We start from the raw sequence: 23,251 nt of genomic DNA on the forward strand, positions 1-23,251 counted from the left end.
ACCAATCATCAGGAGTTCACCCCATGGAGCTGTCCGCGCTGACTGCTGTTTCCCCGATTGACGGTCGTTATGGTGACAAGGCCGATGCCCTGCGCCCTATCTTCTCCGAATTCGGCCTGCTGCGTTTTCGCGTCGAAGTCGAGGTGCGCTGGTTGCAAAAACTGGCAAGCCACGCCGGGATCCCGGAAGTCCCAGCCCTGAGCGCAGCCGCGAACAGCCTGCTCGACGGCATAGTCCAAAACTTCAACGAGAGCGACGCCGCCCGCATCAAACAGATCGAGCGCACCACCAACCATGATGTGAAAGCGGTGGAGTACTTCCTCAAAGAGAAGGTGGAAGTGAACCCGGAGCTCGCCGCCGTCAGCGAGTTCATCCACTTCGCCTGCACCTCGGAAGACATCAACAACAACTCCCACGGCCTGATGCTGAAAACCGCTCGTGAAGAGGTGATCAAGCCTTATTGCGAGAAGCTCATCAGCGAACTCAAGCGCCTGGCCCATGAGTACCGCGACATGCCTCTGCTGTCCCGTACCCACGGCCAGCCGGCCACCCCGAGCACCATGGGCAAGGAGATGGCCAACGTCGCCTATCGCCTGGAGCGTCAGTACAAGCAGATCATGGCGGTGGAGATCCTCGGCAAGATCAACGGCGCGGTGGGCAACTACAACGCCCACCTCAGCGCCTACCCGGATGTGGACTGGCACCAGTTCTCCGAGGAGTTTGTCACCTCCCTGGGCCTTTCCTGGAACCCCTACACCACCCAGATCGAGCCGCACGACTACATCGCCGAGCTGTTCGACGCCATGGCCCGCTTCAACACCATCCTGATCGACTTCGATCGCGATGTGTGGGGCTACATCTCCCTGGGCCACTTCAAGCAGCGCACCATCGCCGGCGAAATCGGCTCCTCCACCATGCCCCACAAGGTCAACCCCATCGACTTCGAGAACTCCGAAGGCAACCTGGGTCTCGCCAACGCCGTGTTCCAGCATCTGGCGAGCAAGCTGCCCATCTCCCGCTGGCAGCGTGATCTCACCGACAGCACAGTACTGCGCAACCTGGGTGTCGCCGTGGGTTATTCCCTCATCGCCTATCAGGCGACCCTGAAGGGGATCTCCAAGCTCGAAGCGAACGCGGATGCCATGGCCGCCGATCTGGATGCCAACTGGGAAGTGCTGGCCGAGCCCATCCAGACCGTGATGCGCCGCTACGGCATCGAGAAGCCCTACGAGAAGCTCAAGGAGTTGACCCGTGGCCGCCGCGTCGACGCCGAAGGCATGCGCACCTTTATCGACACCCTCGAACTGCCTGAAGAGGTGAAGGTAGAGCTCAAGAAGCTGACCCCGGCCAACTATACCGGCGAGGCTCAGCGCCTGGTGGATCTGCTGAAGTAAGCGGTTGACCCGGCAGGACAGGGGCCCAGCCATGGCGGCGGGGCCCCTGCTATTTTTCATCCCACAGGATCCCGAGAGACCTTTCCCAAGCCCGATTTTGGCAAGATCTCTCACAAGATACGAGAAGCACCATGTACGAACTCAATCTGGATATCGCTCACTTCCTCGAGCATCACTGGCAGAAGCGCCCGCTGCTCATCAAGGGCGGTTTCAAGAATTTCCAGGATCCCATCAGCCCGGACGAGCTGGCGGGTCTGGCCATGGAAGAGGTGATTGAATCTCGCCTGGTCACCCGCTTCAACAACAAGTGGGAGGCGGCCCACGGTCCCTTCGAATCCTACGATCACCTGGGGGAAGAGAACTGGACAGTGCTGGTACAGGCCTGCAACCACTGGGCTCCCGAGGTGCACGAGCTGGCACTGCCGTTCCAGTTCATCCCGGGCTGGCGTTTTGACGATGTGATGGTGAGTTTCTCCACCCCTCACGGCGGTGTCGGTCCCCACATCGACAACTACGACGTCTTCATCACCCAGGGTCAGGGCAAGCGCCACTGGCGCGTCGGCGATGCCAAGCCCTTGAACGAGTTTGCCGCCCACGCGGCCCTGCTGCACTGCGAGCCGTTCGAGGCGATCATCGACGTCATCATGGAGCCGGGCGATATCCTCTACATCCCGCCTGGATTCCCCCACGAGGGCTATGCCATCGAGCCCTCCCTGAACTTCTCCGTGGGCTTCCGCGCGCCGGATGCCAAGGCGCTTATCTCCTCCTTCGCCGATCACCTGATCGACAACGAGGTGCGCACCGAGCGTTACGGCGATGCGGATCTCAAGCCCCGTGCCCGCCACGGCGAGATCCAGCCCCACGAGCTGCACCGTCTGCGCGAACTGATGCAACAGGCCCTGGACGACGAGACCCTGTTCAAGGAGTGGTTCGGCACCATGATCTCCGAGGCCAAGCACGATCTGGACGTGAATCCGGTCGAGCCTGACTACAGCGCCGAAGAAATCGCCGATCTGCTGACCCAGGGCGAACCCGCCATCAAGGTACCGGGCCTGCGATCCATCTGGTTCAGCGGCGAAGCCCAAGTCTGCTACATCGACGGCGAAGCCTGGACCCTGCAAAGCGAGGACGCCGCCGCCATTTCCCTGTTGTGTGACAAGGACATCATCACCCAGGCCGACATGGTGGAGCTCGCCGATCAGGCAGGTTTCCTGCAACTGCTGACCCGCTTGGTCAACCGCGGCTACTGGTTCTTCGCCTGAGCCAACCGGATCATATCAAGATCGCGTTGTATGGGGCGTTATAGCGCCTCATACAATCACGTGAGCCCAAATTGCTTTCCCGGTTCTAACGCTACCTTGATGGCTGCTGAAGCGACATAGGGGCCATCCGATTGGCTCAGCTGGCTAGCGATATACCGGCAAACATCTCGCCAATAGGCCGACACAACCCGTTATTGTGAGGATGAAAAGTACGGTTCAGGAGAGAATCGTGCCGAACCAACTCACGCTTTGGAAAGCAGGCACAAGGGCAGCAGAACGGCAGCCAAAAGTGTGTTTATCAAGAAGCGGTAAAGTGGGCTGACCTCTCCCTGAGTGAGAATGCCTTATAAAAAAGGGGAGCCATTGGCTCCCATTTTTGCATGTTCTCTTTCCTGCATGATGGGCTGCTGCCTTATTCGGCGGCGGCATCATCCTGCTTGTGCTTGGCGGCGACTTCCTTGATCAGGGTCTGCAGCTCGCCGGCCTGGAACATCTCGATCATGATGTCGCAGCCGCCGATCAGCTCCCCTTCCACCCACAGCTGGGGGAAGGTCGGCCAGTTGGCAAACTTCGGCAACTCGGCACGGATGTCCGGGTTTTGCAGGATGTCGACGTAAGCAAAGGGCTCGCCGCAGGACATCATGGCCTGGGAAGCCTGGGCAGAGAAACCGCAGCTCGGAAGCTTGGGGGAACCCTTCATGTAAAGGATGATGGGATTTTCAGCCAGCTGCTGTTTGATCTTTTCGATAGTTTCCATAGATGCCTCACTAGAGCGATTTCGGCGCTCATTCTACTGCAAACCGGGCGGAGCACAAACTGGCAAACCGGGAGAAATGGAAGAAGAGACGCATCAATAGTCGCCCCGTTGATCCAGGTCATGGCACGAATCAAGAGTTGTTAGCCCATCTTTGATACTGCTACAATCGGTGGGCTTTGGGCCATCCGGCCCCCTATTTTAACAACAATTCTTTTCAGATATAGAAAAGAGTACGCAATGTCTTGCAACCGTCGCTGTCGCACGGTCCAGCCAATGGAGAGTAGAAAATGGCATTCGAACTTCCCGCTCTGCCCTATGCAATCAATGCTCTGGAACCGCACATCTCCCAGGAAACCCTGGAATATCACCACGGCAAGCACCACAACACCTACGTGGTCAACCTGAACAATCTGGTGCCGGGTACCGAGTTTGAAGGCAAGTCTCTGGAAGAGATCATCAAGACCTCCACCGGTGGCGTCTTCAACAACGCCGCCCAGATCTGGAACCACACCTTCTACTGGCACTGCCTCTCCCCGAACGGTGGTGGCGAGCCGACCGGTGCCCTGGCCGATGCCATCAACAAGGCCTTCGGCTCCTTCGCCGAGTTCAAGGATGCCTTCACCAAGTCTGCCATCGGCAACTTCGGCTCAAGCTGGACCTGGCTGGTGAAGAAGGCCGACGGCTCCCTGGCCATCGTCAACACCTCCAACGCCGGCTGCCCGCTGACCGAAGCCGGGACCACCCCGCTGCTGACCGTCGACTTGTGGGAGCACGCCTACTACATCGATTTCCGCAACCTGCGCCCGAAGTACATGGAAACCTTCTGGGCCCTGGTCAACTGGGAATTCGTGGCCAAGAACCTGGCTGCCTGATAAGCCCGGTACTTGCCAAGACGCCCCGCATCGCGGGGCGTTTTTTTATGGCCGCTCTCCAACAAGAAAGGCGCCCGTAGGCGCCTCTCTCATACACACAACCTTACTGATCTATCTCGTCGAGATAGTCATCCAGGTTGCTGTCATCTTCCTGAGGCTTCTGATCCTTGAGCTCAGGCTGGCGACCGCTCACCTTGCCGTCGTTGTACTGCAGGTAGAAGTCCTTGGTCAGGGCATAGGGATCGAGTGCGTTGTCGATGATCCGCTCCTGATCGATGAGCTTGGAGCGGGTGCCCAGACCATCCAGTGCCCAGTGCACCACCCGCAGTGGGAAAGTCAGCAAGGCATAGGGGAAGTAGATGGTATCGATGGTGTCCCCCACCAGCTCCCGGGTGGTGGTGGGGCCGTAGACGGGCACCATGACGTAGGCGCCATCGCCGATGTCCGCCTTGCCGAGTACGGTATCCATCTCCAAGGTATTGCGCGCGAGGCCCGCATGCTTGGCCACATCGAAGAAGCCGAACAGACCCAGGGTGGTATTGATGGTGAAGCGACCCAGGTTGGTCCCCGCCCCCGGCAGATCCCCCACCAACAGGTGGTTCACCATGCTGCTCGGTTCGTCGAAGTTGTCCACGAAGTTATCGATGCTGTCCCTCACCCCTTGCGGCACATAGCGGGCGTAGCCGTGCACCACGGGGCGAGCCACATAGGGTTCGAGCACGTCGTAGTTCACCGCCCACATGGCCCGGTTGGCCCCTTGGAAGGGGTCACGGGGATCGCTGGCCGTGCTGGTGGCCTCGGGACGATGAGGGGTCTCTTCGAGATCCAGGCTCTCTGGGCCCGGCTTGGGAGGGCCACCCGCACAGCCCCCCAACAGCAGCGCCACTGCCAATGCTCCTGAACGCAGATACATATGATAATCCTAAGCTTTTATAATGAATCAGTCTGAATTATAGGTGGCCCGCCCCATCCCGGGGCCGGGCCAAGGGAGTATTAGAGGGCGTGATCGATACGGATGTCAATCGGCGCTGAAGGAATGGTGGTGGTCGGTACCGTCACCGAGACCCCTTCGAAGGCCCCTTCCTTGTTCATGACGTTGCCACCCCGGGAGAGTCGCGCCTTGAACTGCAGCTCCGGGTAGGCGGCCAGCTTGCTCCCCTCCATCATGGCGTCCCCATCTCCCAGCGACAGGGTCAGCGGGAAGCCCGGGCCCGGGATACGCTTGACCGCGATGGGCATGGGCGGGCCATTAGGGATCACGGCGAACACGAACAGATGGGCATCCTCCGGCATCTGGATGCCGGGGGCCAGCGTGATGTGCAGCGGGTATTCCCCCTCTTTCACCGTCAGCACCTGGGCTTGTGCCTGCGCACCGGCCTGTTCACCCTGCGCCACTGGCGCCAGGGCCACGGTGATGCCACGCTGGCGCAGCTGCTGCTCGGCATACTCGATGGAGCGCTCCACCATCACATAGCGGGTCGATCCCTTCTCCAGCAGCGGCAGCATGGCCTGCCAGCGGCCGAGGGCGGTCTGGAAGTCCTCTTTCTGCAGCGCCATGAAGGCATAGACGGAGCGGGCCTCGATATTGGCCGGATCCTGGGCGATGGCCGCCTGCAACAGGCGATCCGCCTGGGCTTCATCCCCTGTCATCATCAGGGCCTGGGCATAGGGCACAGCTACCATGGCCTTCTGGGGTGCGAGCGAATAGGCGCGCTCCAGCGCCTCACGGGCCATCTCGGGATCGTTGCCATCCAGGGTCAGGCGGCCCAACAGCAGCCAGCCACGATAGTCGTTCGGTTCTTCCTGGAGACGGGTACGCAGCGCCAGCGTGAAGTCCAGCAGATCCTGCTCGGTCACCTCGCTGTCACGCTCCACCAGGATGCGGTTGCTGAGCTCCCCGAGGCGGCTGCTGGCATCCTGCCAGCGCTGCACCTCCTGCCAGGCGCCGAGCTTGAAGTAGAGGCCGACGCTCACCACCACCAGCACCAGCACACCCGGGATCCAGATCAGGCTCTTGCCGCCGCGGGCGGTTTGCTCCACGTCTGGGATGTCGTCCAGCAGGCTACGCTGCAGCTCCACCAGGGACTCAGACTCCTCCGCCAGCACCCCCTGCTCGCGCTCTTCGCCTATTTCCAGCACGCGCTGGCGATAGAGCTGTTTGTTGAGGGCCGAGCGGCTGATGCTCTGGCGGCCCTCACCCCGCCACAGCGGCAGGATCAGGGCCAGGCTGACCAAAACCAGCAGGGCCGCGCCCAGTATCCAAAATGCGGTCATTGTTTCTCTTCCTCTTTGAGCAGGGCGGCCAGCCGGGCCTGCTCCTCTGGGCTCAGGGTAGGCTCGGGCCGTTGTTCGGTGGCGGGGGAGCGGCGGCGGCTTCGCACCACCACAGTAGCGGCGCCGATGACGATGACCAGCAATGGGCCGAGCCAGAGGATCAGGGTCGAGGCCATCAGGGGCGGATCGTAGAGGATGAAGTTGCCGTAACGGGCCACCATGTAATCCACCACCTCCTCCTTGTCCTTGCCGTCCCGCACCATCTGGTAGGTCTTGTCACGCAGGTCCTTGGCGAGCCCGGCATTGGAGTCGGCGATGTCCTGGTTCTGACACTTGGGGCAACGCAGCTCCTTGGTCAGCTCGCGGAAGGTCTGCTCCTGGGCGTCGCTGTCGAAGGTGTAGACATCGATGGCGGCCCGGGCCTGACCGGCGCCAAACAGTCCCGCCATCAGCAGCAAGGACGCAATAAGCGTTTTCATCGGTCGCTCCCTTATTTCATGGCGTCATAGATGGGTTTGAGGGTCGAGGCCCAGATCTCGGGATTGACGTCCCCCACGTGGCGGTAACGGATGATGCCCTGACTGTCGATGAAGAAGGTCTCGGGGGCGCCGTAGACGCCGAGATCCAGCCCCAGCATGCCGTCCGGATCGTAGAGGTTGATCTGATACGGGTTGCCGAGCTCGGCCAGCCACTTGATGGCCTTGTCCCGCTCATCCTTGTAGTTCATGCCGACGATGTAGATCCCCTGCCCCGCCAACTGCTTGAGGTAGGTGTGCTCCCCGTAGCAGGTCGGGCACCAGGTGGCCCAGACGTTGAGCAGCATGGGGCGCCCCTTGAGGATGCTCCTGTCGTGCTGCTTGTCGAGATCATAGATGTCCTGCAGGGTGAACACGGGCACCTCCTTGTCCACCATCACGGATTCCAGCTTGGTGGGATCGGAGTAGAGCCCCTTGAACAGGAAGACGGCACCCATCAGGAAGATGATAAACGGCAGCAAAAACAACCAGGTTTTACGGCTCATGCTTTAGATTCCTCTTCACGACGACCGAAGCGATAGCGTTTGTCCAGCATAGCCAGCACGCCGCCGATGGCCATGAAGACGCCGCCGAACCAGATCCAGCGCACGAACGGCTTGTAGTAGATGCGCACCGCCCAGGCGCCGTTGTCGAGCTGCTCGCCGAGCGCCGCATAGAGATCCCGGGTGATGCCCGCATCGATGGCCGCTTCCGTCATCGGCATGCGGCTGACGGTGTACATCCGCTTCTCGGGCTTGAGGGTGGCCACCTGCTTGCCATCCCTGTGCACCTCCAGCACGCCTTTGAAGCCGTCGTAGTTGGGGCCGTTCTTCTCGGCTATCCCGGTGAAGACGAACTCGTAGTCCGCAAAGTGCACCCGATCGCCGGCCTGCATGCGCAGATCCTTCTCGATGCTGTAGTTCTGGGTGCAGGCGATGCCGATGATGCTGACCGCGAGCCCCACGTGACCCAAGATCATGGCCCAGTGGCTATTGCCAAGCCTGCGCACCCCGGTGGTAAAGCTGTGCTTGTGGGTGGCGCGCACCCAGGTCTCCTGCACGCTGGTAACGATGATCCAGACACCGAGCCCGATGCCCAGCGCCGCCCAGGGCTTGAACGCCTCGGCAAAGAGATATGGCAACCCGATAGCGGCGGCCAGGCTCAACACCAGAGCCAGCACCACCTTGCCCTTGAGCTCACCCAGCTCCTGACGGCGCCAGCGGAACAGGGGGCCCAGCCCCAGCAGCAGGGCGAATGGGATGATGAGCCAGCTGTAGATGTGGTTGAAGAAGGGGGTGCCGATGGAGATGCTGCCGAGACCCAGCTCCTTGTGTACCAGGGGCAGCAGGGTGCCGAGCAGCACGGTCAACAGGCCCGCCACCAGCAGGATGTTGTTGCCGAGCAGCAGGGTCTCCCGGCTCCACAGCTCATGCTTGCCGTGGCTCTTGACCTGGGAGCCCTTGAAGGCGAACAGCAGCAAGGAGCTGCCGATCACCGCCAGCAGGAAGCCCAGGATGAAGAGGCCGCGGGTCGGGTCGGAGGCGAACGCATGGACCGACACCAGCACGCCGGAGCGCACCAGGAAGGTGCCGAGCAGACTCAGGGAGAAGGCGGAGAGCGCCAGCAGCACGGTCCAGGCCTTGAAGGTGGCGCGCTTCTCGCTCACTGACAGGGAATGCAGCAGGGCCGTGCCCGCCAGCCAGGGCATGAAGGAGGCATTTTCCACCGGATCCCAGAACCACCAGCCGCCCCAACCGAGCTCGTAATAGGCCCACCAGGAGCCGAGCACTATGCCGAGCGTCAGGAAGACCCAGGCCGCCATGGTCCAGGGACGGGACCAGCGTGCCCAGGTGGCGTCGAGCCGTCCCGTCATCAGGGAGGCGATGGCGAAGGCGAAGGCCACCGAGAAGCCCACATAGCCCATGTAGAGCATGGGGGGGTGGAAGATGAGGCCGGGATCCTGCAGCAGCGGATTGAGGTCACGCCCATCCACTGGGAAGTACGGCAGGGTGCGGGTGAAGGGATCCGAGGTGAACAGCACGAAGGCGGTGAAGCCCACCGAGATGAGGCCGAGCACGCCGAGCACCCGCGCCACAGCATCGAGCGGCAGGCTGCGGCTCAGCAGTGCCACCGCGGCAGTCCAGCCACCCAGGGTCAGCACCCAGAGCAGCAAGGAACCCTCGTGAGCCCCCCACACCGCCGAGATACGGTAGGCGAGCGGCAGCAGGCTGTTGGAGTTGGTGGCCACGTATTGCACGGTGAAGTCGTTGTCCACAAAGGCCCAGGTCAGGCAGAGGAAGGAGAGCAGCAGTAACAGGAACTGGGCATAGGCGAGCGGGCGGGCCGCCGACATCATGCCAAGACGCCCCCACTTGGCCCCGAGCAGCGGATAGCTGCCCAGCAGCAGGGCGGTGGCGAAGGCCAGGATCAGGGCGAATTGCCCGAGTTCTGGGATCATGCTTGAGCTCCTTTCAATCGAGCCGCGACCTGAACCTGTTCACGGGCGAGCAACGGTGAAAACGACGCAAGGAAGGAGGGGATCATTGCTTGGCTCCCTTCAACTGCGCCTCGGTGTATTCGGGTTTGAAGTGCATGCCGTTGGTGGCATCGGCCACCTCGGGCGGCATGTAGTTCTCGTCGTGCTTGGCCAGCACCTCGAAGGCGCTGACGGTGCTGGCATCCTTGAGATTGCCCTGGGCGACTATGCCCTGCCCTTCGCGGAACAGATCCGGCAGTATGCCGTCAAACTCCACCGTCACCATGTGGCCGCCGTTGTCCACCAGCTTGAAGGAGACCTTGAGGCTCTGGGGATCCCGCACTACCGAACCCGGCACCACCAGGCCACCGATGCGAAGACGCTGCCCCTCTTCGGGCTTGATCTTGTCCGGTCCCTTGCCTTCCACCAATTCGCTCGGGGTATAGAAGAGGTCGATGTTCTGGCTGAGGGCGTAGAGCACCAGGCCAATCACGCTGGCGAGGCCGAGGCTGATCGCCAGTATGATGGTGAGGCGTTTCTTGCGTCTCGGGGTCATAGGGTGTTCTCCATCTGCTGGGCCGCCTTGCGGCGCTCCTCCCGTGCCTGCTTGTTGCGCAGTTCGCCGATCAGGGCGCGGGTTTTCATTCGGGTGGAAATGACGATGCCGACCAGGCAGAGCAGGGTCAGACCGAAAGAGAGCCAGACGTAGAAGGCGTAGCCTCCCATGGCCAGGAAGTCACTGAACGAGGCAAAGTGCATGCTTACTTCTCCTGCTCGGCAATCTCTTTGACCCAGGGGCGATGCCACTCCCGCATCAAGAGTTCATTGCGAAAACGCATCAGGGTCAGGGCGCCGAGGAAGGCCGAAAACGCCAGTATCATGATGAGCAGCGGCCACAGCATCTCGGGGGAGATGGAGGGTTTGTCGAACTTGGTGATGGTGGCCCCCTGGTGCAAGGTGTTCCACCACTCCACCGAGTAGTGGATGATGGGCAGGTTGATCACCCCCACCAGCGCCAGTATGCCGGCGGCACGACCCGCCACCACCTTGTCGCTGAAGGCGTTGTAAAGCGCGATGACGCCCAGATAGAGGAACAGCAGGATGAGCTCGGAGGTGAGACGGGCATCCCAGACCCACCAGGTGCCCCACATGGGTTTGCCCCAGGCGGCGCCGGTAAAGAGCGCGATGAAGGTGAACACGGCGCCGACCGGGGCGATGGCTGCCACCGTCATGTCGGCCATGCGCAGCTGCCACACCAGGCCGATGAAGGCGGCCACCGCCATGGTGGAATAAGCCCCCATGGAGAGGATGGCGGAGGGCACGTGGATATAGATGATCCGGAAGGAGTCACCCTGCTGGTAATCCGAGGGGGCGAACGCCAGCCCCCAGACGGTGCCTATGATGAAGGCGAGCAGACTCGTCACCGCAAACCAGGGCAGCAGTGTCCCCGCCAGCCGATAGGCTCGCTCGGGTTTGGCATAAGGATGCAACCATTTCCACATAGCTCACAAAACCTTTCAGTTATTAATTTTTTAGTGGCGAGGCCTACCATACCCACTGCTGGGAAACATCATATCCCCCGAAAGCGATAAGCAGCCATCCCCTTGATCTATCTCAACTATAGGTTCTCAAAACAGGCTTCAAAGAAGCCTTTTTCAGTAATTAATCAGTTGACGCTGACCCGCAGTGCCGCCGAGATCGCCAGGGGCGTCAGGGTCAGGGCCCCCACCAGCATGGCCCCCAGGATCGCGAGTTGTCCGGCATAGGGCATGCCCATGCTGGCCGCGTCGATGGCGGAGGTGGCGAAGATCAGCACAGGGATATAGAGCGGCAGCAGCAGCAGGCTGAGCAATACCCCACCCTTGCGCAGCCCCGCCGTCAGCGCCACCCCGACCGCCCCGAGCAGACTCAGCACAGGGGTGCCGAGGGCCAGGGTCGCCACCACGGCCAGATAGGTCTTCATGTCCAGGGAGAGCAGGATGGCGAGCAGCGGGGAGACCAGCAGCAGGGGCAGACCGGTCAGCAACCAGTGAGCGATCACTTTCGCCAGCGCCAGCAACCCGAGCGGATGGGGCATCAGCATCATCTGTTCGAGGGCGCCGTCGCTGAAGTCGTCCCGAAACAGTCGCTCCAGGGAGAGCATGGCGGCCAGCAAGGCCGCCACCCAGATGATGCCGGGGGCGATACGGGCCAGCAACTGGGGCTCGGGCCCTATGCCGAGGGGAAACAGTGTGATGACGATGAGGAAGAACCAGAGCGGGTTGAAGATGTCGGCGCGCTGGCGCAGGGCCATCAGCAGCTCCCGCTGGATCAGGGTGAATACGGCGCTGAGCATCCTTCAGTCCTGCAGCATGGGGGTGAGGGAGAGGGTCTTCAGGCGCCCCTGCATCAGGGTCAGATCCTGATGGGTGGTGAGCACCACTATGCCACCCCGATCCGCGTGGGCCAGGAACAGGCGTTCGAGCACCTTGACCCCCTGCTTGTCGATGGCGGTGAAGGGTTCATCCAGGATCCAGAGCGCCGGTTTGTCCGACAGCCAGAGCCGGGCCAGGGCCACCCGCCTCTGCTGACCGGCTGAGAGCTGGCCGGCGGGATAATCCTCGAAACCGGCGAGACCGACCTGGGCTAGAACCTGCCACAAGTCCACGTAGGCGACCTCTGTGCTGTGCAGCTTCTGGTAGAAGGCGAGGTTTTCGAGGGGGGTCAGACTTGCCTTGACGCCGGGCTGATGACCCAGATAGAGCAGATTGGCATGGTATTCGTCGCGGCAGCGGCGGATATCCTCCCCGTTCCAGCACACCTCCCCCGCGAAGGGCTGGGAGAGTCCGGTCAGGAGCCGCAGCAGGCTGGTCTTGCCGACCCCGTTGGGGCCCTCGATCTGCACCAGATCGCCAGCCGTCACCCTGAAGGTGAGGTGTTCAAACAGGGTGCGATCTTCACGCACGCAGCTCAGATTGTTGGCTTGAAGCAGCATGAGGAGTCAATCATCGAGAATGAGGCGGCCTGCATATTAACACAGGATTGCTGAGCGTCTTTTCAAAGATGCCGATTATCAACAGGATTTGTGGGGAAGATCGCGCCATGGCGCGGGATTTTATGGCAGGAATAAGGGGGAAGCGGGCGCCTCCCCCTCCGGATTCAGGAGCGGCCCTTGCGCAGGGAGATCAGCAGCTCGGCCTCCGCCTGCGGCAACTCGCATTCGCTCATCACCTCGTCGAGGTCGGCACCGAGCTCCACCATCTTGGCGGCGCGGCTGTAGAGGCGGCGTTCCGGATCCTGCAGGGTCAGCTCCTGCTGGCTGTCCTGGATCTTCTGCATGGCCCCTTCCGCCGACTGCAGGCGCTGGCCCATGCCGATGGCGCCGGTGTGCAGCTCCATCATCTGCTTGCGCAGACTCTCGAGCTGCCCTTGCAGCGTCTCGACCCTGGCCTCGGACTCTTGCCGGGCCCGGCGCAGACCCAATACCCCGTAAAGGGCCAGCACCAGCGCCAGCAAGGACAACCCCAAGGCGGCAAATTCAATCATCAAACCATCACCTCTGTGTTAGAGGGAGCCAACGTGGCTCACTCTCCTGCCCTCAGCCCCGATCAGAGGGAGCCGATGTCTTCCCACTCTTCGTCGGAGAGCAGCTTGTTGAGATCCACCAGGATCAGCAGCTGGCCGTCGCGGTTGCTGACACCCTGGATGAACTTGGCGCTCTCTTCGGTGCCCACTGCCGGGGCGGCGTCGATCTCGGAGGAGCGCAGGTAGACCACCTCGGCCACGCTGTCCACCATGATGCCGATCACCTGCTTCTCCGCCTCTATGATGACGATGCGGGAGTTCTCGCTCACGTCCCCGGCCGGCAGGCCGAAGCGGGAGCGGGTATCGATGACGGTCACCACGTTGCCGCGCAGGTTGATGATGCCGAGCACATAGTCGGGAGCACCGGGTACGGGGGCGATCTCGGTGTAGCGCAACACTTCCTGCACCTGCATCACGTTGATGCCATAGGTCTCGTTTTCCAGCTGGAAGGTCACCCACTGCAGCACTTCGTCTTCCGCCAGATTCTGGGCGATATTGCGCTTGTCTGTCATGTTCCTGATCCTTTTATGAACCCGTCAACGGGTAAAATTAGCAATAAAATCACGCAAGTGCCGATGTTATCAGCGACCTTCAATGTTCACTCCACGGCCGAGCAGCACCAGCAGCTCCCTGACGTGGAGCAAGGCACACATCTTCTCCTTGACCATGCCCGCCAGCCAGGGGCGTTTACCCTCCTGATGGCGCCATTTTACCTGATCCCGGCGCAGCAGCTCAGTGCCCTTGAGCTGATGGCAGGCCAAGCCCCAGGGAGATTCTCCCAGCATGATCAGATACTTGTATTCGGGGACCTCCAGCGTCTGCTCCGGCATCACCCAGAGCGCCGTGTCCACCACGTTCATCTTCTGCTCCCGAGACGCCATGATGCCGCGATACCAGGCCGGTTGGCCGAACAGGGAGGTCACCTCCCCCAGCTGATGGATGCCGCCGAGTTCGGTCAGAGGCACAGCGAAGGTCACCCCGGCCACATCGAAGAAGAGGGCCTGGAACTCGTTGCCTGTGTCCAGATTCTCCCATTGGGAGGGTGCCGGCGCCACCTCGGCCGCCAAAGCCACCTCGGGCTCGGTCACCAGCGCGGTGACGGGCTCCACTATGGCCGGAGTGATGGCCGGTGTGGTGACGGGGATTAACTCGGGCTGGATCTCCTCCACCAGGGCCTGCTCGCCGGCCTCGAGCTGGAATGCCTCGACATGAGTCTCCTCATGGCTCAGCACCTCCATCTCGTCCTGCACCTGGCTCACCTGGGCCAGCAACTCGCTCAGCTGCTCGAGCCTGGCATCCGCCTCCCGGTAGGGGGCCACCACCTCGCTGTGCACGATCGGTTGCCGCTGCAAGACCGGCGCCTCATCCTCCAGGCTCTCCCGCAGCAGGGCATCGTCCAGCAGCAGGGAGTGGAAGTAATCATCCATGGCCCGAACCTGGGTGGTCTCTCTCATGCTGTCACCTCATGGGTCCGTTGACGCTCCAACGCGTCGAGATAGTTGAGCAGGGTCTCATAGGCATAGGTGCCACGACTGCCCGGCGCATAGATGGAAGGGGGGATGTGCAGCAGGCTGGCATCCCGGAACTTGGTGTCGATGGGGATGACGGCATTCCACACCGCCTCGCCATACTGCTCCTTGATGGACTGCAGCGTCATCAGGGAGGCGCGGGTACGCTTGTCGAACATGGTCGGGATCACGGTATAGCGGAACTTGTCCCGCTTGGAGCGCTGCATGATCTCGAAGGTCTTCATCATCCGCTCCAGCCCCTTCAGGGCAAGGAACTCGGTCTGCACCGGCACCAGGATGCGATCGCAGGCGGCCAGGGCGTTGACCATCATCACCCCCAGCACGGGCGGGCAGTCGATGAGCACATAGTCATATTGATCCTGCACCCGCAGCAGCGCCCGCTTGAGCACCAGCCCCATGCCCTCCCGGTTGCCCATGACCCTGTCCAGGGTCGCCAGGGTGATGGAAGCCGGCAACAGGCTGATGTTCTCGAACTTGGTCTTGAGGGTCATGCGATTGACCAGCTCGGCGCTCGGCTTGGCCGCCTGGAACAGCTCGTACAGGGTCCCCTCCAGCCTATCCGAGTCAAAATCGAGATAGGAGGTCAGGGAGGCGTGAGGGTCGGTGTCGATCAGCAGCACGCGCTGGCCCTTCTGAGCCAGAATGCCCGCGAGGGAGACCACTGTGGTGGTTTTACCGACTCCACCTTTCTGATTGGCTACCGTCCAAACGATCAATGTATCAATCCTGTCTTGTTGTTATGCGTATGCCGCCACCAGGCAGCGTCACCACCCTGACATCGTCATTGTCCACCACAGCCGGTGTCGTCGTTGCCGGGGCCTGCACCTGGGGAGCAACGGGGGCGGATGGTACCCAGGCGAACCTGGATATGGCGACCACCACCTTGCGATTCTGAAGTCGCCCCTGCTCGGTACTGTTATCGGCAAAGGGAGAGAATTCCCCATAGGCTTCGTAGGCGAGGCGCTGGGGCACTATCCCTTTTGTGATCAGGGCCCCGAGCACGGCCTCGGCTCGCGCCGCCGAGAGCGCCCAGTTGGAACTGAACATCTCGTTGTGGATCGGCTCGTTGTCCGTATAGCCCCGCACCCTGACATAGTTATCGACCGGCTTCAAAATACCTGAAAGCGTATCGAGCACGGGGGCCGCGTTGGGACCGAGGAAGGCGCTGCCACTGTTGAACAGCAGGCCAGCGCTGAGCTCCACCGTCAGCCAGTCGTCATCCTGGGTGATCTTGACCACCCCCGCCTCCACCAGAGAGCCCATGGTCTGCTGCAACTGCACGTCTATGGTGGCGAGGGAGGCTCCATCCTGCTGGATCGGAGTCCCGGTGATGGGGGCAAGGGACGGTGCGGGAGACGCCTGGCTCTCCAGCAGGCTGGGGGCCGCCGACACCGGCTGATCCAGCAAAGACTTGCCTTGCCCCTCCAGCAGGCCGTCGCTGCGCGGAACCTGGTTGAAGGCCTGGGTCATCCCCTCGATGACGGCGCGATACTGCTCCTTGTTGACGATGGCGACGGAGTAGAGCACCACGAAGAGGGCGAAGATGAGGGTCATGTAATCGGCGTAGGAGACCAGCCAGCGGTCGAGATGCTCTCGTCCCTGCAGGTGCAAACGATAGCGCTTGCGCATGGCTATTCTCCCTTCAGTCAGATAACCCGTAACCGCCCTTGCGCTGCCAATCGGTCTCCCTCTGGACGAGTGCCAAGGATCGACTACTCCCCTTTCAGATAGGCCCGTAACCGCCGTTCAACCTGCAGGCCGTTCTCCCCGTGGGCGATGGCCAGCAGCCCCTCCAGCGTCATCTCCTGATAGAGACCGTAATGGTAGTGGAATGCCCGCAGACGATTGGCGATGGGCAGATAGATGAGGTTCGCAAACCCCACCCCGTAGATGGTTGCGACGAAGGCGATGGCGATGCCGGCACCGAGGGTTCCCGGCTCCTCCAGGTGGAACATGGCCTGGATGAGGCCGATCACCGCCCCTATGATGCCGATGGTGGGGCTGTAGCCCCCCATGGCCTCGAACACCCGGGCCGCGTGCTCGTTGCGCTCCTGCTCGATGTCGATGTCCGCCTCCAGCAGGCGGCGCAGATCCTCGATGGCAACCCCGTCCACTATCATGGTGAGCCCCTGGCGGGTGAAGGGCTCCAGCTCCTCCTCCGCCTGGTTCTCCAGCGCCAGCAGGCCTTGCTGGCGGGCGAACTGTGCCCAGGTCTGCAGCCGCTCGGCCTGCTGTGCCAGATCCCACTGGGGCGGGAACAGCATCCAGCGGGCCTGCTTGAGGGCCGCCAGCATGTACTTGCGGGGGGTCTGCAGGATCACCGCCCCCCAAGTGCCGCCGACCACGATGACGAAGGCCGGGCCGTCCAGCAGGGTCAGCAGGCTGCCCCCGTGCCACCACTGGGCGATCGCCAGGGCAGCCAATGCCAGCACCAGGCCGAGCATGCCCATGCTCAGCGGCCCAACTCGACCAGGATGCGCTGGGCGACCCTGTCCAGCGGCAGGGATTCACTCGCTATGCCCGCCTTGGCGACCGCCTGGGGCATACCGTAGACGACGCAGGAGGCTTCATCCTGCGCCCAGATGGTAGCCCCCTGCTCCTTGAGCAGGCGAGCCCCGTCCCGGCCATCGGCCCCCATGCCGGTCAGCACTATGGCCAGCACCTTGTCGCCGTAGATCTTGGCGGCGGAGGCGAAGGTGATGTCGACGCAGGGTTTGTAGTTGACCTTGTCATTGCCCTCCAGGATGCGGATCCGCGAGCCGGGGCCGCGCCCCTCCAGCAGCATCTGCTTGCCGCCGGGAGCCAGGTAGGCGTGACCGGGTTTGAGCACGTCACCGTCTTCGGCCTCCTTGACGCCGATCTGGCACAGGCCGTTGAGGCGAGCGGCGAAGGCGGCGGTGAAGGTCGCCGGCATATGCTGGATCAGCAGGATCGGGTGCGGAAAATCCCCCGGCAGCTTGGTCAGCACGTTTTGCAGGGCCACGGGCCCGCCGGTGGAGGTGCCTATGGCCACCAGCTGATAACTCTTGCCGCTGCGCTTGAAGCTGGCGGGTACACCCGGCGCCCGTGGCTCAGCCATCCGCTCGGCGGGACGCCCGGCAGCACCAGCGACGGTGGAACTGGTGGCACCACCAACCAGGGGGCGCGCCACGGGCTCGGGAGCCCTGGGTTTGGCCGCCATCAGGAAGCGCTTGCGGGATATCTCCCTGACCCGCTGCTGCAGCAGGCTGACCGCCTCGTCCTTGTCACGGGCGATGTCTTCAAATTTCTTGGGCAGAAAATCGAGGGCACCGGCATCCAGGGCATCCAGGGTCGCCTTGGCACCGTCGTGGGTCAGGGAGGAGAACATCAGTATGGGGGTCGGGCACTTGGCCATGATCTCGCGCACGGCGCTGATGCCATCGAGCACCGGCATCTCTATGTCCATGGTGATGACATCGGGCCGCAACTGCTGCGCCTTGTCTACCGCCTCCCGACCGTTCTGGGCCGTGTCGATCACCGTCATCAGGGGATCCTGATTGATGATCTCGCTCACCCTGCGGCGGAAGAAACTCGAATCGTCGACCACTAATACCTTGACTGCCATCGTGCTTTTTCTAACTCCTTGGGCCAAACCGATCAGTGACGACGTGCATAGGCCTTGAGCAGGCTGGGCACATCCAGAATGAGGGCGATACCGCCATCGCTGGTGATGGTGGCACCCGCCATGCCCGGGGTTCCCTGCAGCAGGTTGTCCAGGGGCTTGATCACCACCTCCTCCTGGCCGATGAGGTTATCCACCACGAAGCCCACCTGCTGGGTGCCGATCTGGACGATGACCACGTGGCCTGTGTCCTGGCGTGCAGACTTGGCGCCACGCACCAGCCACTTGTGCAGGTAGAACAGGGGGATGGCCTTGTCGCGCACTATGATGGTGAGCTGGCCGTCCACCATGTTGGCCTTCTTCAGATCCAGGTGGAAAATTTCGTTCACACAACCGAGCGGCAGGGCGAAGGTCTGTTGACCCACCTCCACCATCAGGGTCGGCAAGATGGCCAGGGTCAGCGGCACCTTGATCTCGAGGCGGGTACCCTTACCCCAGGTGGAATCGATGTGTACGGAACCGTTCAGGCTGACGATGCTGGTTTTCACCACATCCATGCCGACGCCACGGCCGGAAATATCGGAAATCTCAGATTTGGTAGAGAAACCGGGGGCAAAAATCAGGTTGTAGGCGTCGTTATCGCTCATGCGCGCCGCGCTGTCGGCGTCCAGCACGCCCCGGCTGATGGCGATGGACTTCAACTTCTCCGGATCCATGCCGGCGCCGTCGTCCTCGATGCAGAGCAGGATGTGATCCCCCTGCTGGGAGGCGCTCAGGGTGATGGTGCCCTGACGAGGCTTGCCCGCCTTCTCCCGCACATCCGGCATCTCGACGCCGTGATCGCAGGAGTTGCGCACCAGGTGAACCAGGGGGTCGGCCAGTGCCTCTACCAGGTTCTTGTCAAGATCCGTGTCCTCACCCACCATGATGAGTTCGATATCTTTCTTGAGGGTACGGGCCAGATCGCGCACCACCCGGGGGAAGCGGCCGAACACCTTCTTGATAGGCTGCATGCGGGTCTTCATCACCGCCCCTTGCAGGTCGGCGGTCACCACATCCAGGTTCGCCACCGCCTTGGACATCTCTTCGTCGTTGCTGGCGATGCCGAGACTCACCAGGCGGTTACGCACCAGCACCAGCTCACCCACCATGTTCATGATGACGTCCAGGGTCTTGGTATCCACCCGCACCGTGGTGTCGCTCTGCACCGCATTGCTCTCGGCGGGAGCGGCGGGCTTGGCCGCAGCGGGGGCGGCGGGCTTGGCCGCAGCGGGGGCGGCAGCGGGCTTGGCAACGGGAGCCGGTTTGGCCGCCTGAACCGGGGCTGCCGGAGCTGCCGGAGCTGCCGGAGCTGCCGGAGCTGCCATGCTATGTTGCGGGCTCTGGCCGCGGCCATGCAACTCGTCCAGCAGGCGTTCGAACTCGTCGTCACCGATGAGATCATCCACCTCCTGCTGAACCGATTGCAGCGGGGCGAGATCCGGCTTGCCGCCGTGCTGACCCTGACCGTGCAGTTGATCGAGCAGGGCCTCGAATTCGTCGTCCGTGATATCGCCGGAGTCGCTCAGCACGGGTGAAGCCGAGATGGTCGGCGCTTTGCCCACACCGTGCAGCTCATCGAGCAGCCGCTCGAACTCATCGGCGGAGATCTCGTCGATGGAGCCGCCACCGTTGACCGCGGCAGGCGTGACCGGCGCAGCCACGACAGGCTCAGGTATGGGTTCGGGTATAGGTTCTGGTTCAGGCTGCTGCACGGCGGCGGCGCGGGCAGTCAGCAACTGCTCCTGACCCTCAGGTTTGCACAGCTCGTGCAAGTCGTGCAGCAGATCGGCGGAGGCCGGGCTGGTCGGCTCCCGGTTCTGTACCTGGGCGAACATGACGTTGATGGCATCCAGCGCCTGCAGGATCACATCCATCAGCTCGGCAGTGACACTTCGCTTGCCATTGCGCAGGATATCGAAGATGTTCTCGGCGCCGTGGCAGACGTCCACCAGCTCGGTCAGGGAGAGGAAACCGGCCCCCCCCTTGACGGTATGGAAGCCGCGGAAAATGGCATTCAACAGATTCTTGTCATCGGGTCGCTTTTCCAAGTCGACCAGTTGTTCAGACAACTGTTCCAATATTTCTGATGCTTCGACCAAAAAGTCTTGCAGTATGTCTTCATCAACTTCGAAGGCCATGCGTCACTCCATTAAAATCCCAGGCTAGACAGCAGATCGTCCACATCATCTTGACCGTTGACCACATCGGACCGCGTCTCTGGGTTCATGATGGGGCCTTCTGCCTCGATGCCACTCATGGGCTGGCTGCGGGCGACATGTTCGCCGGCGGCCTCACCAAACATGGTCAGCATCTCTATCAATTTCGTTTCCACTTCCTGCACCAGCTTGATCACCTTGCGGATCATCTGACCGGTCAGATCCTGGAAATCCTGTGCCATCAGAATTTCCGTCAGCAGTTGCCGTAACTTATCGGCATCTGACTCTGAAGCCTTAATGAAATCATTCAGTTGATGGCAGAGCGCCTTGAATTGGCCCACTTCCAATTCCCGGCTCATCAAGGCATTCCAATTGGGCATCACCAGCTGGATGTTGTCATTGAGGCGATCGGCGATGGGCAGGCTGGCCTCTACCGCATCCATGGTGCGGTTGGCCGCCTTGTCCGTCATGTCGATGACGTAGCTCAGGCGCTCCCGGGCATCGGGGATCTCGTGGGTGGCGAGATCCGGGATCCTGGGATCCAGACGAAAGTCCTGCAAAGAGTTGTGCAACTGGCGAGTCAGCTGCCCCACCTTGTCGAACAGGGCCGCCGCATTGGGGGCACACACATCGGCGAGAATGGTATCGGCCTGTTCAAACTCCTCGCGCTCCAGATGGGCAACCAGCATCCTTGCCTGCTCGAGGGAGATCATGGCACTCGTTTTGGCCTTCATCCCTGCCACTCCTTAGCCGATTCGTTCGAAGATTTTATCGAGCTTCTCTTTGAGGGTGGCGGCGGTGAACGGCTTGACGATGTAGCCATTGACCCCGGCCTGAGCGGCTTCGATGATCTGCTCGCGCTTGGCTTCGGCAGTGACCATCAGGACCGGCAGGTGCTTGAGTTTGTCATCCAGACGAATGGCCTTGAGCAGGTCGATGCCCTGCATACCCGGCATGTTCCAGTCGGTGACCACGAACTGGTAGTCGCCGTTCTTGAGCATCGGCAACGCCGTGTTGCCGTCGTCTGCCTCGTGGGTGTTGTTGTACCCAAGGTCACGCAGCAAGTTCTTGATAATCCGGCGCATCGTTGAAAAATCATCGACGATGAGGATTTTCATGTTCTTGTCCAAAATTCCCTCCTAAAGAGCCGTCAAGACGGCTCACTTACATGATGCTGAACGTAGCTTTAATGGTGCGGATTATGCCTTAGAGTTGGGTTTCAGTGTAGCCAGTACAACCACTTATAAGTTCCAATCTCTCAGGCGGGCCCGCAATCTGTGCATGGCCTGACTGTGGATCTGGCTCACGCGAGACTCGCTCACGCTCAATACCTCACCGATCTCACGCAAGTTCAATTCTTCGTCGTAATACAGGGAAAGCACCAGGGCCTCCCGCTCGGGCAGGCGGGCGATGTGCTCCGCCAGCGCCCCCTGGAAACGCTCGGCCGCCAGATCGTCGTAGCCGCCGTGGCTGACGTCGTCGGGATGACCGATCACATCCTCGCTGACCCCCAGATCCTCGATGCCGATGATCTTGCCGCAGGAGACGTCCTGCAGCATGGTGTGGTAGTCACCGAGGGAGACCCCCATCTGGGATGCCACTTCCGTGTCTCTGGCATCGCGGCCGTGGGTCTGCTCCACGTTCTCGATGGCCTCGGCGATGGCGCGGCTGTTGCGGTGCACCGAGCGCGGCACCCAGTCGCCGCGGCGAATTTCGTCCAGCATGGCACCGCGGATGCGGATGCCCGCATAGGTCTCAAAGCTGGCGCCCTTGCTGCCGTCAAAGTTGCGGGAGGCTTCGAGCAGCCCAATCATACCTGCCTGGATCAGGTCATCCAGCAAGACACTGCTCGGCAGGCGAGCCAATAGATGCTGGGCGATCCGCTTCACCAGCGGAGCATGGCGCTCCACCAGCACGTAGGAATCCTGATGACGCAAGTATGCTTGGGCTTTATTCACGGGAGTCTTCCTGTGCTATGACCGGCTTTTGCAATAAGTTCTCGAGGAAAAACTCGAGGTGACCACCCGGCTGGTTCGGGATGGGCCAGCTCGCCGCCTTGTTGGCCAGGGCGCGAAACGCCAGGGCCGCCGGTGACTTGGGGAAGGCCTCGACGATCAGCTTCTGCTTGCGCACGGCGGCGCGCAGGTTGGTGTCATAAGGCACGCAGGCCACCAGCTCCAGAGAGGTGTCGAGGAAGCGATCGGTCACCCGGGTCAGCTTGGCGTAGAGCTCCTGCCCCTCCCGCAGGGAGCGCACCATGTTCGCCACCACCTTGAAGCGGAAAACCCCGTGATCCTTGGAGAGGATCTTGATGAGGGCGTAGGCATCCGTGATGGAGGTGGGTTCGTCGCAGACCACCACCATGATGTCCTGGGCGGCGCGGGTGAAGCTCAGCACCATGTCGGAGATTCCCGCCGCCGTGTCCACCAGCAGCACGTCCACCTGGGTCTTCATCTCCCCGAAGGCGCGGATGAGCTCGGCGTGCTGCACCGGCGAGAGCTCCACCATGGACTGGGTACCCGAGGTGGCCGGCACTATCATCATGCCGTAGGGGCCCTCGACGATGATGTCGTCTATGGTGCACTCCCCGGCCAGCACGTGGGAGAGGTTGCGGTGTACCCGCAGCCCCAGCATGACGTCGACGTTGGCCAGACCCAGGTCGGCATCCAGTACCATCACCCGCTTGCCCTGGGCGGCCATGGCGCCTGCCACGTTCAGGGTGACGTTGGTCTTGCCCACGCCCCCCTTGCCTCCGGACACGGCGATCACTTTCACTCTATTGTTTTGACGCATTTTGCGCAGACCACTCGCCTGATCCATATACATG

The 23,251-nt window shown here is 61.8% G+C and carries 26 protein-coding genes; 3 read left to right on the forward strand and 23 right to left on the reverse strand.

Annotated features, from left to right (window positions below):
- Positions 1–23 precede the first annotated feature (23 nt).
- A complete protein-coding gene (gene purB, locus ACT5M9_RS05365; protein ID WP_457981154.1) occupies positions 24–1,394 on the forward strand; it encodes an adenylosuccinate lyase in 1,371 nt (456 codons plus the stop codon).
- Between the two features lie 131 nt (positions 1,395–1,525).
- Entirely contained in the window at positions 1,526–2,656 is a 1,131-nt protein-coding gene (locus ACT5M9_RS05370; protein WP_457981153.1) for a ribosomal protein uL16 3-hydroxylase, read from the forward strand.
- Positions 2,657–3,068: 412 nt separating this feature from the next.
- On the opposite strand, the gene ACT5M9_RS05375 is transcribed toward ACT5M9_RS05370, so the two are convergent.
- Positions 3,069–3,413, reverse strand: coding sequence for a Grx4 family monothiol glutaredoxin (locus ACT5M9_RS05375; protein ID WP_349918812.1), 345 nt, complete (start codon positions 3,411–3,413; stop codon positions 3,069–3,071).
- Between the two features lie 287 nt (positions 3,414–3,700).
- Between ACT5M9_RS05375 and sodB the strand changes: the two genes are divergently transcribed.
- Complete coding sequence (gene sodB, locus ACT5M9_RS05380; RefSeq protein ID WP_005331469.1) at positions 3,701–4,285, forward strand: superoxide dismutase [Fe]; 585 nt, start codon at positions 3,701–3,703, stop codon at positions 4,283–4,285.
- Between the two features lie 103 nt (positions 4,286–4,388).
- Here the strand turns inward: sodB and ACT5M9_RS05385 are convergent, their stop codons facing one another.
- The 22 genes from ACT5M9_RS05385 to ACT5M9_RS05490 form a co-directional block, all read right to left on the reverse strand.
- Complete coding sequence (locus ACT5M9_RS05385) at positions 4,389–5,198, reverse strand: MlaA family lipoprotein (RefSeq protein WP_457981151.1); 810 nt, start codon at positions 5,196–5,198, stop codon at positions 4,389–4,391.
- A gap of 80 nt (positions 5,199–5,278) precedes the next feature.
- Entirely contained in the window at positions 5,279–6,559 is a 1,281-nt protein-coding gene (ccmI, locus tag ACT5M9_RS05390; protein WP_457981150.1) for a c-type cytochrome biogenesis protein CcmI, read from the reverse strand.
- Positions 6,556–7,038 carry a cytochrome c-type biogenesis protein gene (locus ACT5M9_RS05395; RefSeq protein ID WP_457981148.1) on the reverse strand — a complete coding sequence of 161 codons (483 nt, stop codon included), beginning with the start codon at positions 7,036–7,038 and terminating at the stop codon, positions 6,556–6,558. The genes ccmI and ACT5M9_RS05395 overlap by 4 nt, the downstream gene beginning before the upstream one ends.
- Positions 7,039–7,049: 11 nt before the next feature.
- Positions 7,050–7,580, reverse strand: coding sequence for a DsbE family thiol:disulfide interchange protein (locus tag ACT5M9_RS05400; protein ID WP_457981146.1), 531 nt, complete (start codon positions 7,578–7,580; stop codon positions 7,050–7,052).
- Complete coding sequence (locus ACT5M9_RS05405; protein ID WP_457981144.1) at positions 7,577–9,532, reverse strand: heme lyase CcmF/NrfE family subunit; 1,956 nt, start codon at positions 9,530–9,532, stop codon at positions 7,577–7,579. Before ACT5M9_RS05405 ends, ACT5M9_RS05400 begins: the two co-directional genes overlap by 4 nt.
- Positions 9,533–9,614: 82 nt before the next feature.
- Positions 9,615–10,106, reverse strand: coding sequence for a cytochrome c maturation protein CcmE (ccmE, locus tag ACT5M9_RS05410; RefSeq protein ID WP_438548739.1), 492 nt, complete (start codon positions 10,104–10,106; stop codon positions 9,615–9,617).
- Entirely contained in the window at positions 10,103–10,309 is a 207-nt protein-coding gene (gene ccmD / locus ACT5M9_RS05415; RefSeq protein WP_438548738.1) for a heme exporter protein CcmD, read from the reverse strand. Before ccmD ends, ccmE begins: the two co-directional genes overlap by 4 nt.
- Before the next feature lie 2 nt (positions 10,310–10,311).
- Positions 10,312–11,052, reverse strand: a complete 741-nt coding sequence (locus tag ACT5M9_RS05420) for a heme ABC transporter permease (protein ID WP_438548737.1) — start codon at positions 11,050–11,052, stop codon at positions 10,312–10,314.
- 164 nt (positions 11,053–11,216) lie between these two features.
- The gene (gene ccmB / locus ACT5M9_RS05425; RefSeq protein ID WP_457981142.1) at positions 11,217–11,885 is read right to left on the reverse strand and encodes a heme exporter protein CcmB; all 669 of its coding nucleotides are present in this window, start codon (positions 11,883–11,885) and stop codon (positions 11,217–11,219) included.
- A gap of 3 nt (positions 11,886–11,888) precedes the next feature.
- Positions 11,889–12,524 carry a cytochrome c biogenesis heme-transporting ATPase CcmA gene (gene ccmA, locus ACT5M9_RS05430; RefSeq protein WP_457981140.1) on the reverse strand — a complete coding sequence of 212 codons (636 nt, stop codon included), beginning with the start codon at positions 12,522–12,524 and terminating at the stop codon, positions 11,889–11,891.
- A 164-nt stretch (positions 12,525–12,688) separates the two neighbouring features.
- Positions 12,689–13,075 carry a DUF2802 domain-containing protein gene (locus ACT5M9_RS05435; RefSeq protein WP_438548734.1) on the reverse strand — a complete coding sequence of 129 codons (387 nt, stop codon included), beginning with the start codon at positions 13,073–13,075 and terminating at the stop codon, positions 12,689–12,691.
- Positions 13,076–13,137: 62 nt separating this feature from the next.
- Positions 13,138–13,626 (reverse strand): chemotaxis protein CheW, encoded by a 489-nt coding sequence (locus ACT5M9_RS05440; RefSeq protein WP_349918831.1) that lies wholly within the window; start codon positions 13,624–13,626, stop codon positions 13,138–13,140.
- A gap of 69 nt (positions 13,627–13,695) precedes the next feature.
- A complete protein-coding gene (locus ACT5M9_RS05445) occupies positions 13,696–14,568 on the reverse strand; it encodes a chemotaxis protein CheW (protein WP_457981138.1) in 873 nt (290 codons plus the stop codon).
- Complete coding sequence (locus ACT5M9_RS05450; RefSeq protein ID WP_438548732.1) at positions 14,565–15,359, reverse strand: ParA family protein; 795 nt, start codon at positions 15,357–15,359, stop codon at positions 14,565–14,567. Before ACT5M9_RS05450 ends, ACT5M9_RS05445 begins: the two co-directional genes overlap by 4 nt.
- Positions 15,360–15,363: 4 nt before the next feature.
- On the reverse strand, positions 15,364–16,272 hold the full coding sequence (locus ACT5M9_RS05455) for a flagellar motor protein MotB (RefSeq protein WP_457981136.1): 909 nt from the start codon (positions 16,270–16,272) through the stop codon (positions 15,364–15,366).
- Between the two features lie 83 nt (positions 16,273–16,355).
- The gene (locus ACT5M9_RS05460; RefSeq protein WP_438548730.1) at positions 16,356–17,093 is read right to left on the reverse strand and encodes a flagellar motor protein; all 738 of its coding nucleotides are present in this window, start codon (positions 17,091–17,093) and stop codon (positions 16,356–16,358) included.
- 2 nt (positions 17,094–17,095) lie between these two features.
- Positions 17,096–18,229 carry a protein-glutamate methylesterase/protein-glutamine glutaminase gene (gene cheB, locus ACT5M9_RS05465; RefSeq protein WP_457981134.1) on the reverse strand — a complete coding sequence of 378 codons (1,134 nt, stop codon included), beginning with the start codon at positions 18,227–18,229 and terminating at the stop codon, positions 17,096–17,098.
- Positions 18,230–18,261: 32 nt separating this feature from the next.
- Complete coding sequence (locus ACT5M9_RS05470) at positions 18,262–20,406, reverse strand: chemotaxis protein CheA (RefSeq protein WP_457981132.1); 2,145 nt, start codon at positions 20,404–20,406, stop codon at positions 18,262–18,264.
- An 11-nt stretch (positions 20,407–20,417) separates the two neighbouring features.
- Entirely contained in the window at positions 20,418–21,158 is a 741-nt protein-coding gene (locus ACT5M9_RS05475; RefSeq protein ID WP_438548727.1) for a protein phosphatase CheZ, read from the reverse strand.
- Between the two features lie 12 nt (positions 21,159–21,170).
- Positions 21,171–21,542, reverse strand: a complete 372-nt coding sequence (cheY, locus tag ACT5M9_RS05480) for a chemotaxis response regulator CheY (RefSeq protein WP_425266319.1) — start codon at positions 21,540–21,542, stop codon at positions 21,171–21,173.
- Positions 21,543–21,665: 123 nt separating this feature from the next.
- Positions 21,666–22,382, reverse strand: coding sequence for an RNA polymerase sigma factor FliA (locus ACT5M9_RS05485; protein ID WP_457981130.1), 717 nt, complete (start codon positions 22,380–22,382; stop codon positions 21,666–21,668).
- Entirely contained in the window at positions 22,375–23,250 is an 876-nt protein-coding gene (locus tag ACT5M9_RS05490; protein WP_438549020.1) for a MinD/ParA family protein, read from the reverse strand. Before ACT5M9_RS05490 ends, ACT5M9_RS05485 begins: the two co-directional genes overlap by 8 nt.
- Position 23,251: the final 1 nt, after the last annotated feature.

This window comes from Aeromonas sp. AE23HZ002T15 (assembly GCF_054165525.2).

Bases quoted from the DNA above. Each gene is read 5' to 3' on its own strand.
- purB (WP_457981154.1), top strand. From the start codon at position 24: ATGGAGCTGTCCGCGCTGACTGCTGTTTCCCCGATTGACGGTCGTTAT.
- ACT5M9_RS05370 (WP_457981153.1), top strand. From the start codon at position 1,526: ATGTACGAACTCAATCTGGATATCGCTCACTTCCTCGAGCATCACTGG.
- ACT5M9_RS05375 (WP_349918812.1), bottom strand. From the start codon at position 3,413: ATGGAAACTATCGAAAAGATCAAACAGCAGCTGGCTGAAAATCCCATC.
- sodB (WP_005331469.1), top strand. From the start codon at position 3,701: ATGGCATTCGAACTTCCCGCTCTGCCCTATGCAATCAATGCTCTGGAA.
- ACT5M9_RS05385 (WP_457981151.1), bottom strand. From the start codon at position 5,198: ATGTATCTGCGTTCAGGAGCATTGGCAGTGGCGCTGCTGTTGGGGGGC.
- ccmI (WP_457981150.1), bottom strand. From the start codon at position 6,559: ATGACCGCATTTTGGATACTGGGCGCGGCCCTGCTGGTTTTGGTCAGC.
- ACT5M9_RS05395 (WP_457981148.1), bottom strand. From the start codon at position 7,038: ATGAAAACGCTTATTGCGTCCTTGCTGCTGATGGCGGGACTGTTTGGC.
- ACT5M9_RS05400 (WP_457981146.1), bottom strand. From the start codon at position 7,580: ATGAGCCGTAAAACCTGGTTGTTTTTGCTGCCGTTTATCATCTTCCTG.
- ACT5M9_RS05405 (WP_457981144.1), bottom strand. From the start codon at position 9,532: ATGATCCCAGAACTCGGGCAATTCGCCCTGATCCTGGCCTTCGCCACC.
- ccmE (WP_438548739.1), bottom strand. From the start codon at position 10,106: ATGACCCCGAGACGCAAGAAACGCCTCACCATCATACTGGCGATCAGC.
- ccmD (WP_438548738.1), bottom strand. From the start codon at position 10,309: ATGCACTTTGCCTCGTTCAGTGACTTCCTGGCCATGGGAGGCTACGCC.
- ACT5M9_RS05420 (WP_438548737.1), bottom strand. From the start codon at position 11,052: ATGTGGAAATGGTTGCATCCTTATGCCAAACCCGAGCGAGCCTATCGG.
- ccmB (WP_457981142.1), bottom strand. From the start codon at position 11,885: ATGCTCAGCGCCGTATTCACCCTGATCCAGCGGGAGCTGCTGATGGCC.
- ccmA (WP_457981140.1), bottom strand. From the start codon at position 12,524: ATGCTGCTTCAAGCCAACAATCTGAGCTGCGTGCGTGAAGATCGCACC.
- ACT5M9_RS05435 (WP_438548734.1), bottom strand. From the start codon at position 13,075: ATGATTGAATTTGCCGCCTTGGGGTTGTCCTTGCTGGCGCTGGTGCTG.
- ACT5M9_RS05440 (WP_349918831.1), bottom strand. From the start codon at position 13,626: ATGACAGACAAGCGCAATATCGCCCAGAATCTGGCGGAAGACGAAGTG.
- ACT5M9_RS05445 (WP_457981138.1), bottom strand. From the start codon at position 14,568: ATGAGAGAGACCACCCAGGTTCGGGCCATGGATGATTACTTCCACTCC.
- ACT5M9_RS05455 (WP_457981136.1), bottom strand. From the start codon at position 16,272: ATGCGCAAGCGCTATCGTTTGCACCTGCAGGGACGAGAGCATCTCGAC.
- ACT5M9_RS05460 (WP_438548730.1), bottom strand. From the start codon at position 17,093: ATGGGCATGCTCGGCCTGGTGCTGGCATTGGCTGCCCTGGCGATCGCC.
- cheB (WP_457981134.1), bottom strand. From the start codon at position 18,229: ATGGCAGTCAAGGTATTAGTGGTCGACGATTCGAGTTTCTTCCGCCGC.
- ACT5M9_RS05470 (WP_457981132.1), bottom strand. From the start codon at position 20,406: ATGGCCTTCGAAGTTGATGAAGACATACTGCAAGACTTTTTGGTCGAA.
- ACT5M9_RS05475 (WP_438548727.1), bottom strand. From the start codon at position 21,158: ATGAAGGCCAAAACGAGTGCCATGATCTCCCTCGAGCAGGCAAGGATG.
- cheY (WP_425266319.1), bottom strand. From the start codon at position 21,542: ATGAAAATCCTCATCGTCGATGATTTTTCAACGATGCGCCGGATTATC.
- ACT5M9_RS05490 (WP_438549020.1), bottom strand. From the start codon at position 23,250: ATGTATATGGATCAGGCGAGTGGTCTGCGCAAAATGCGTCAAAACAAT.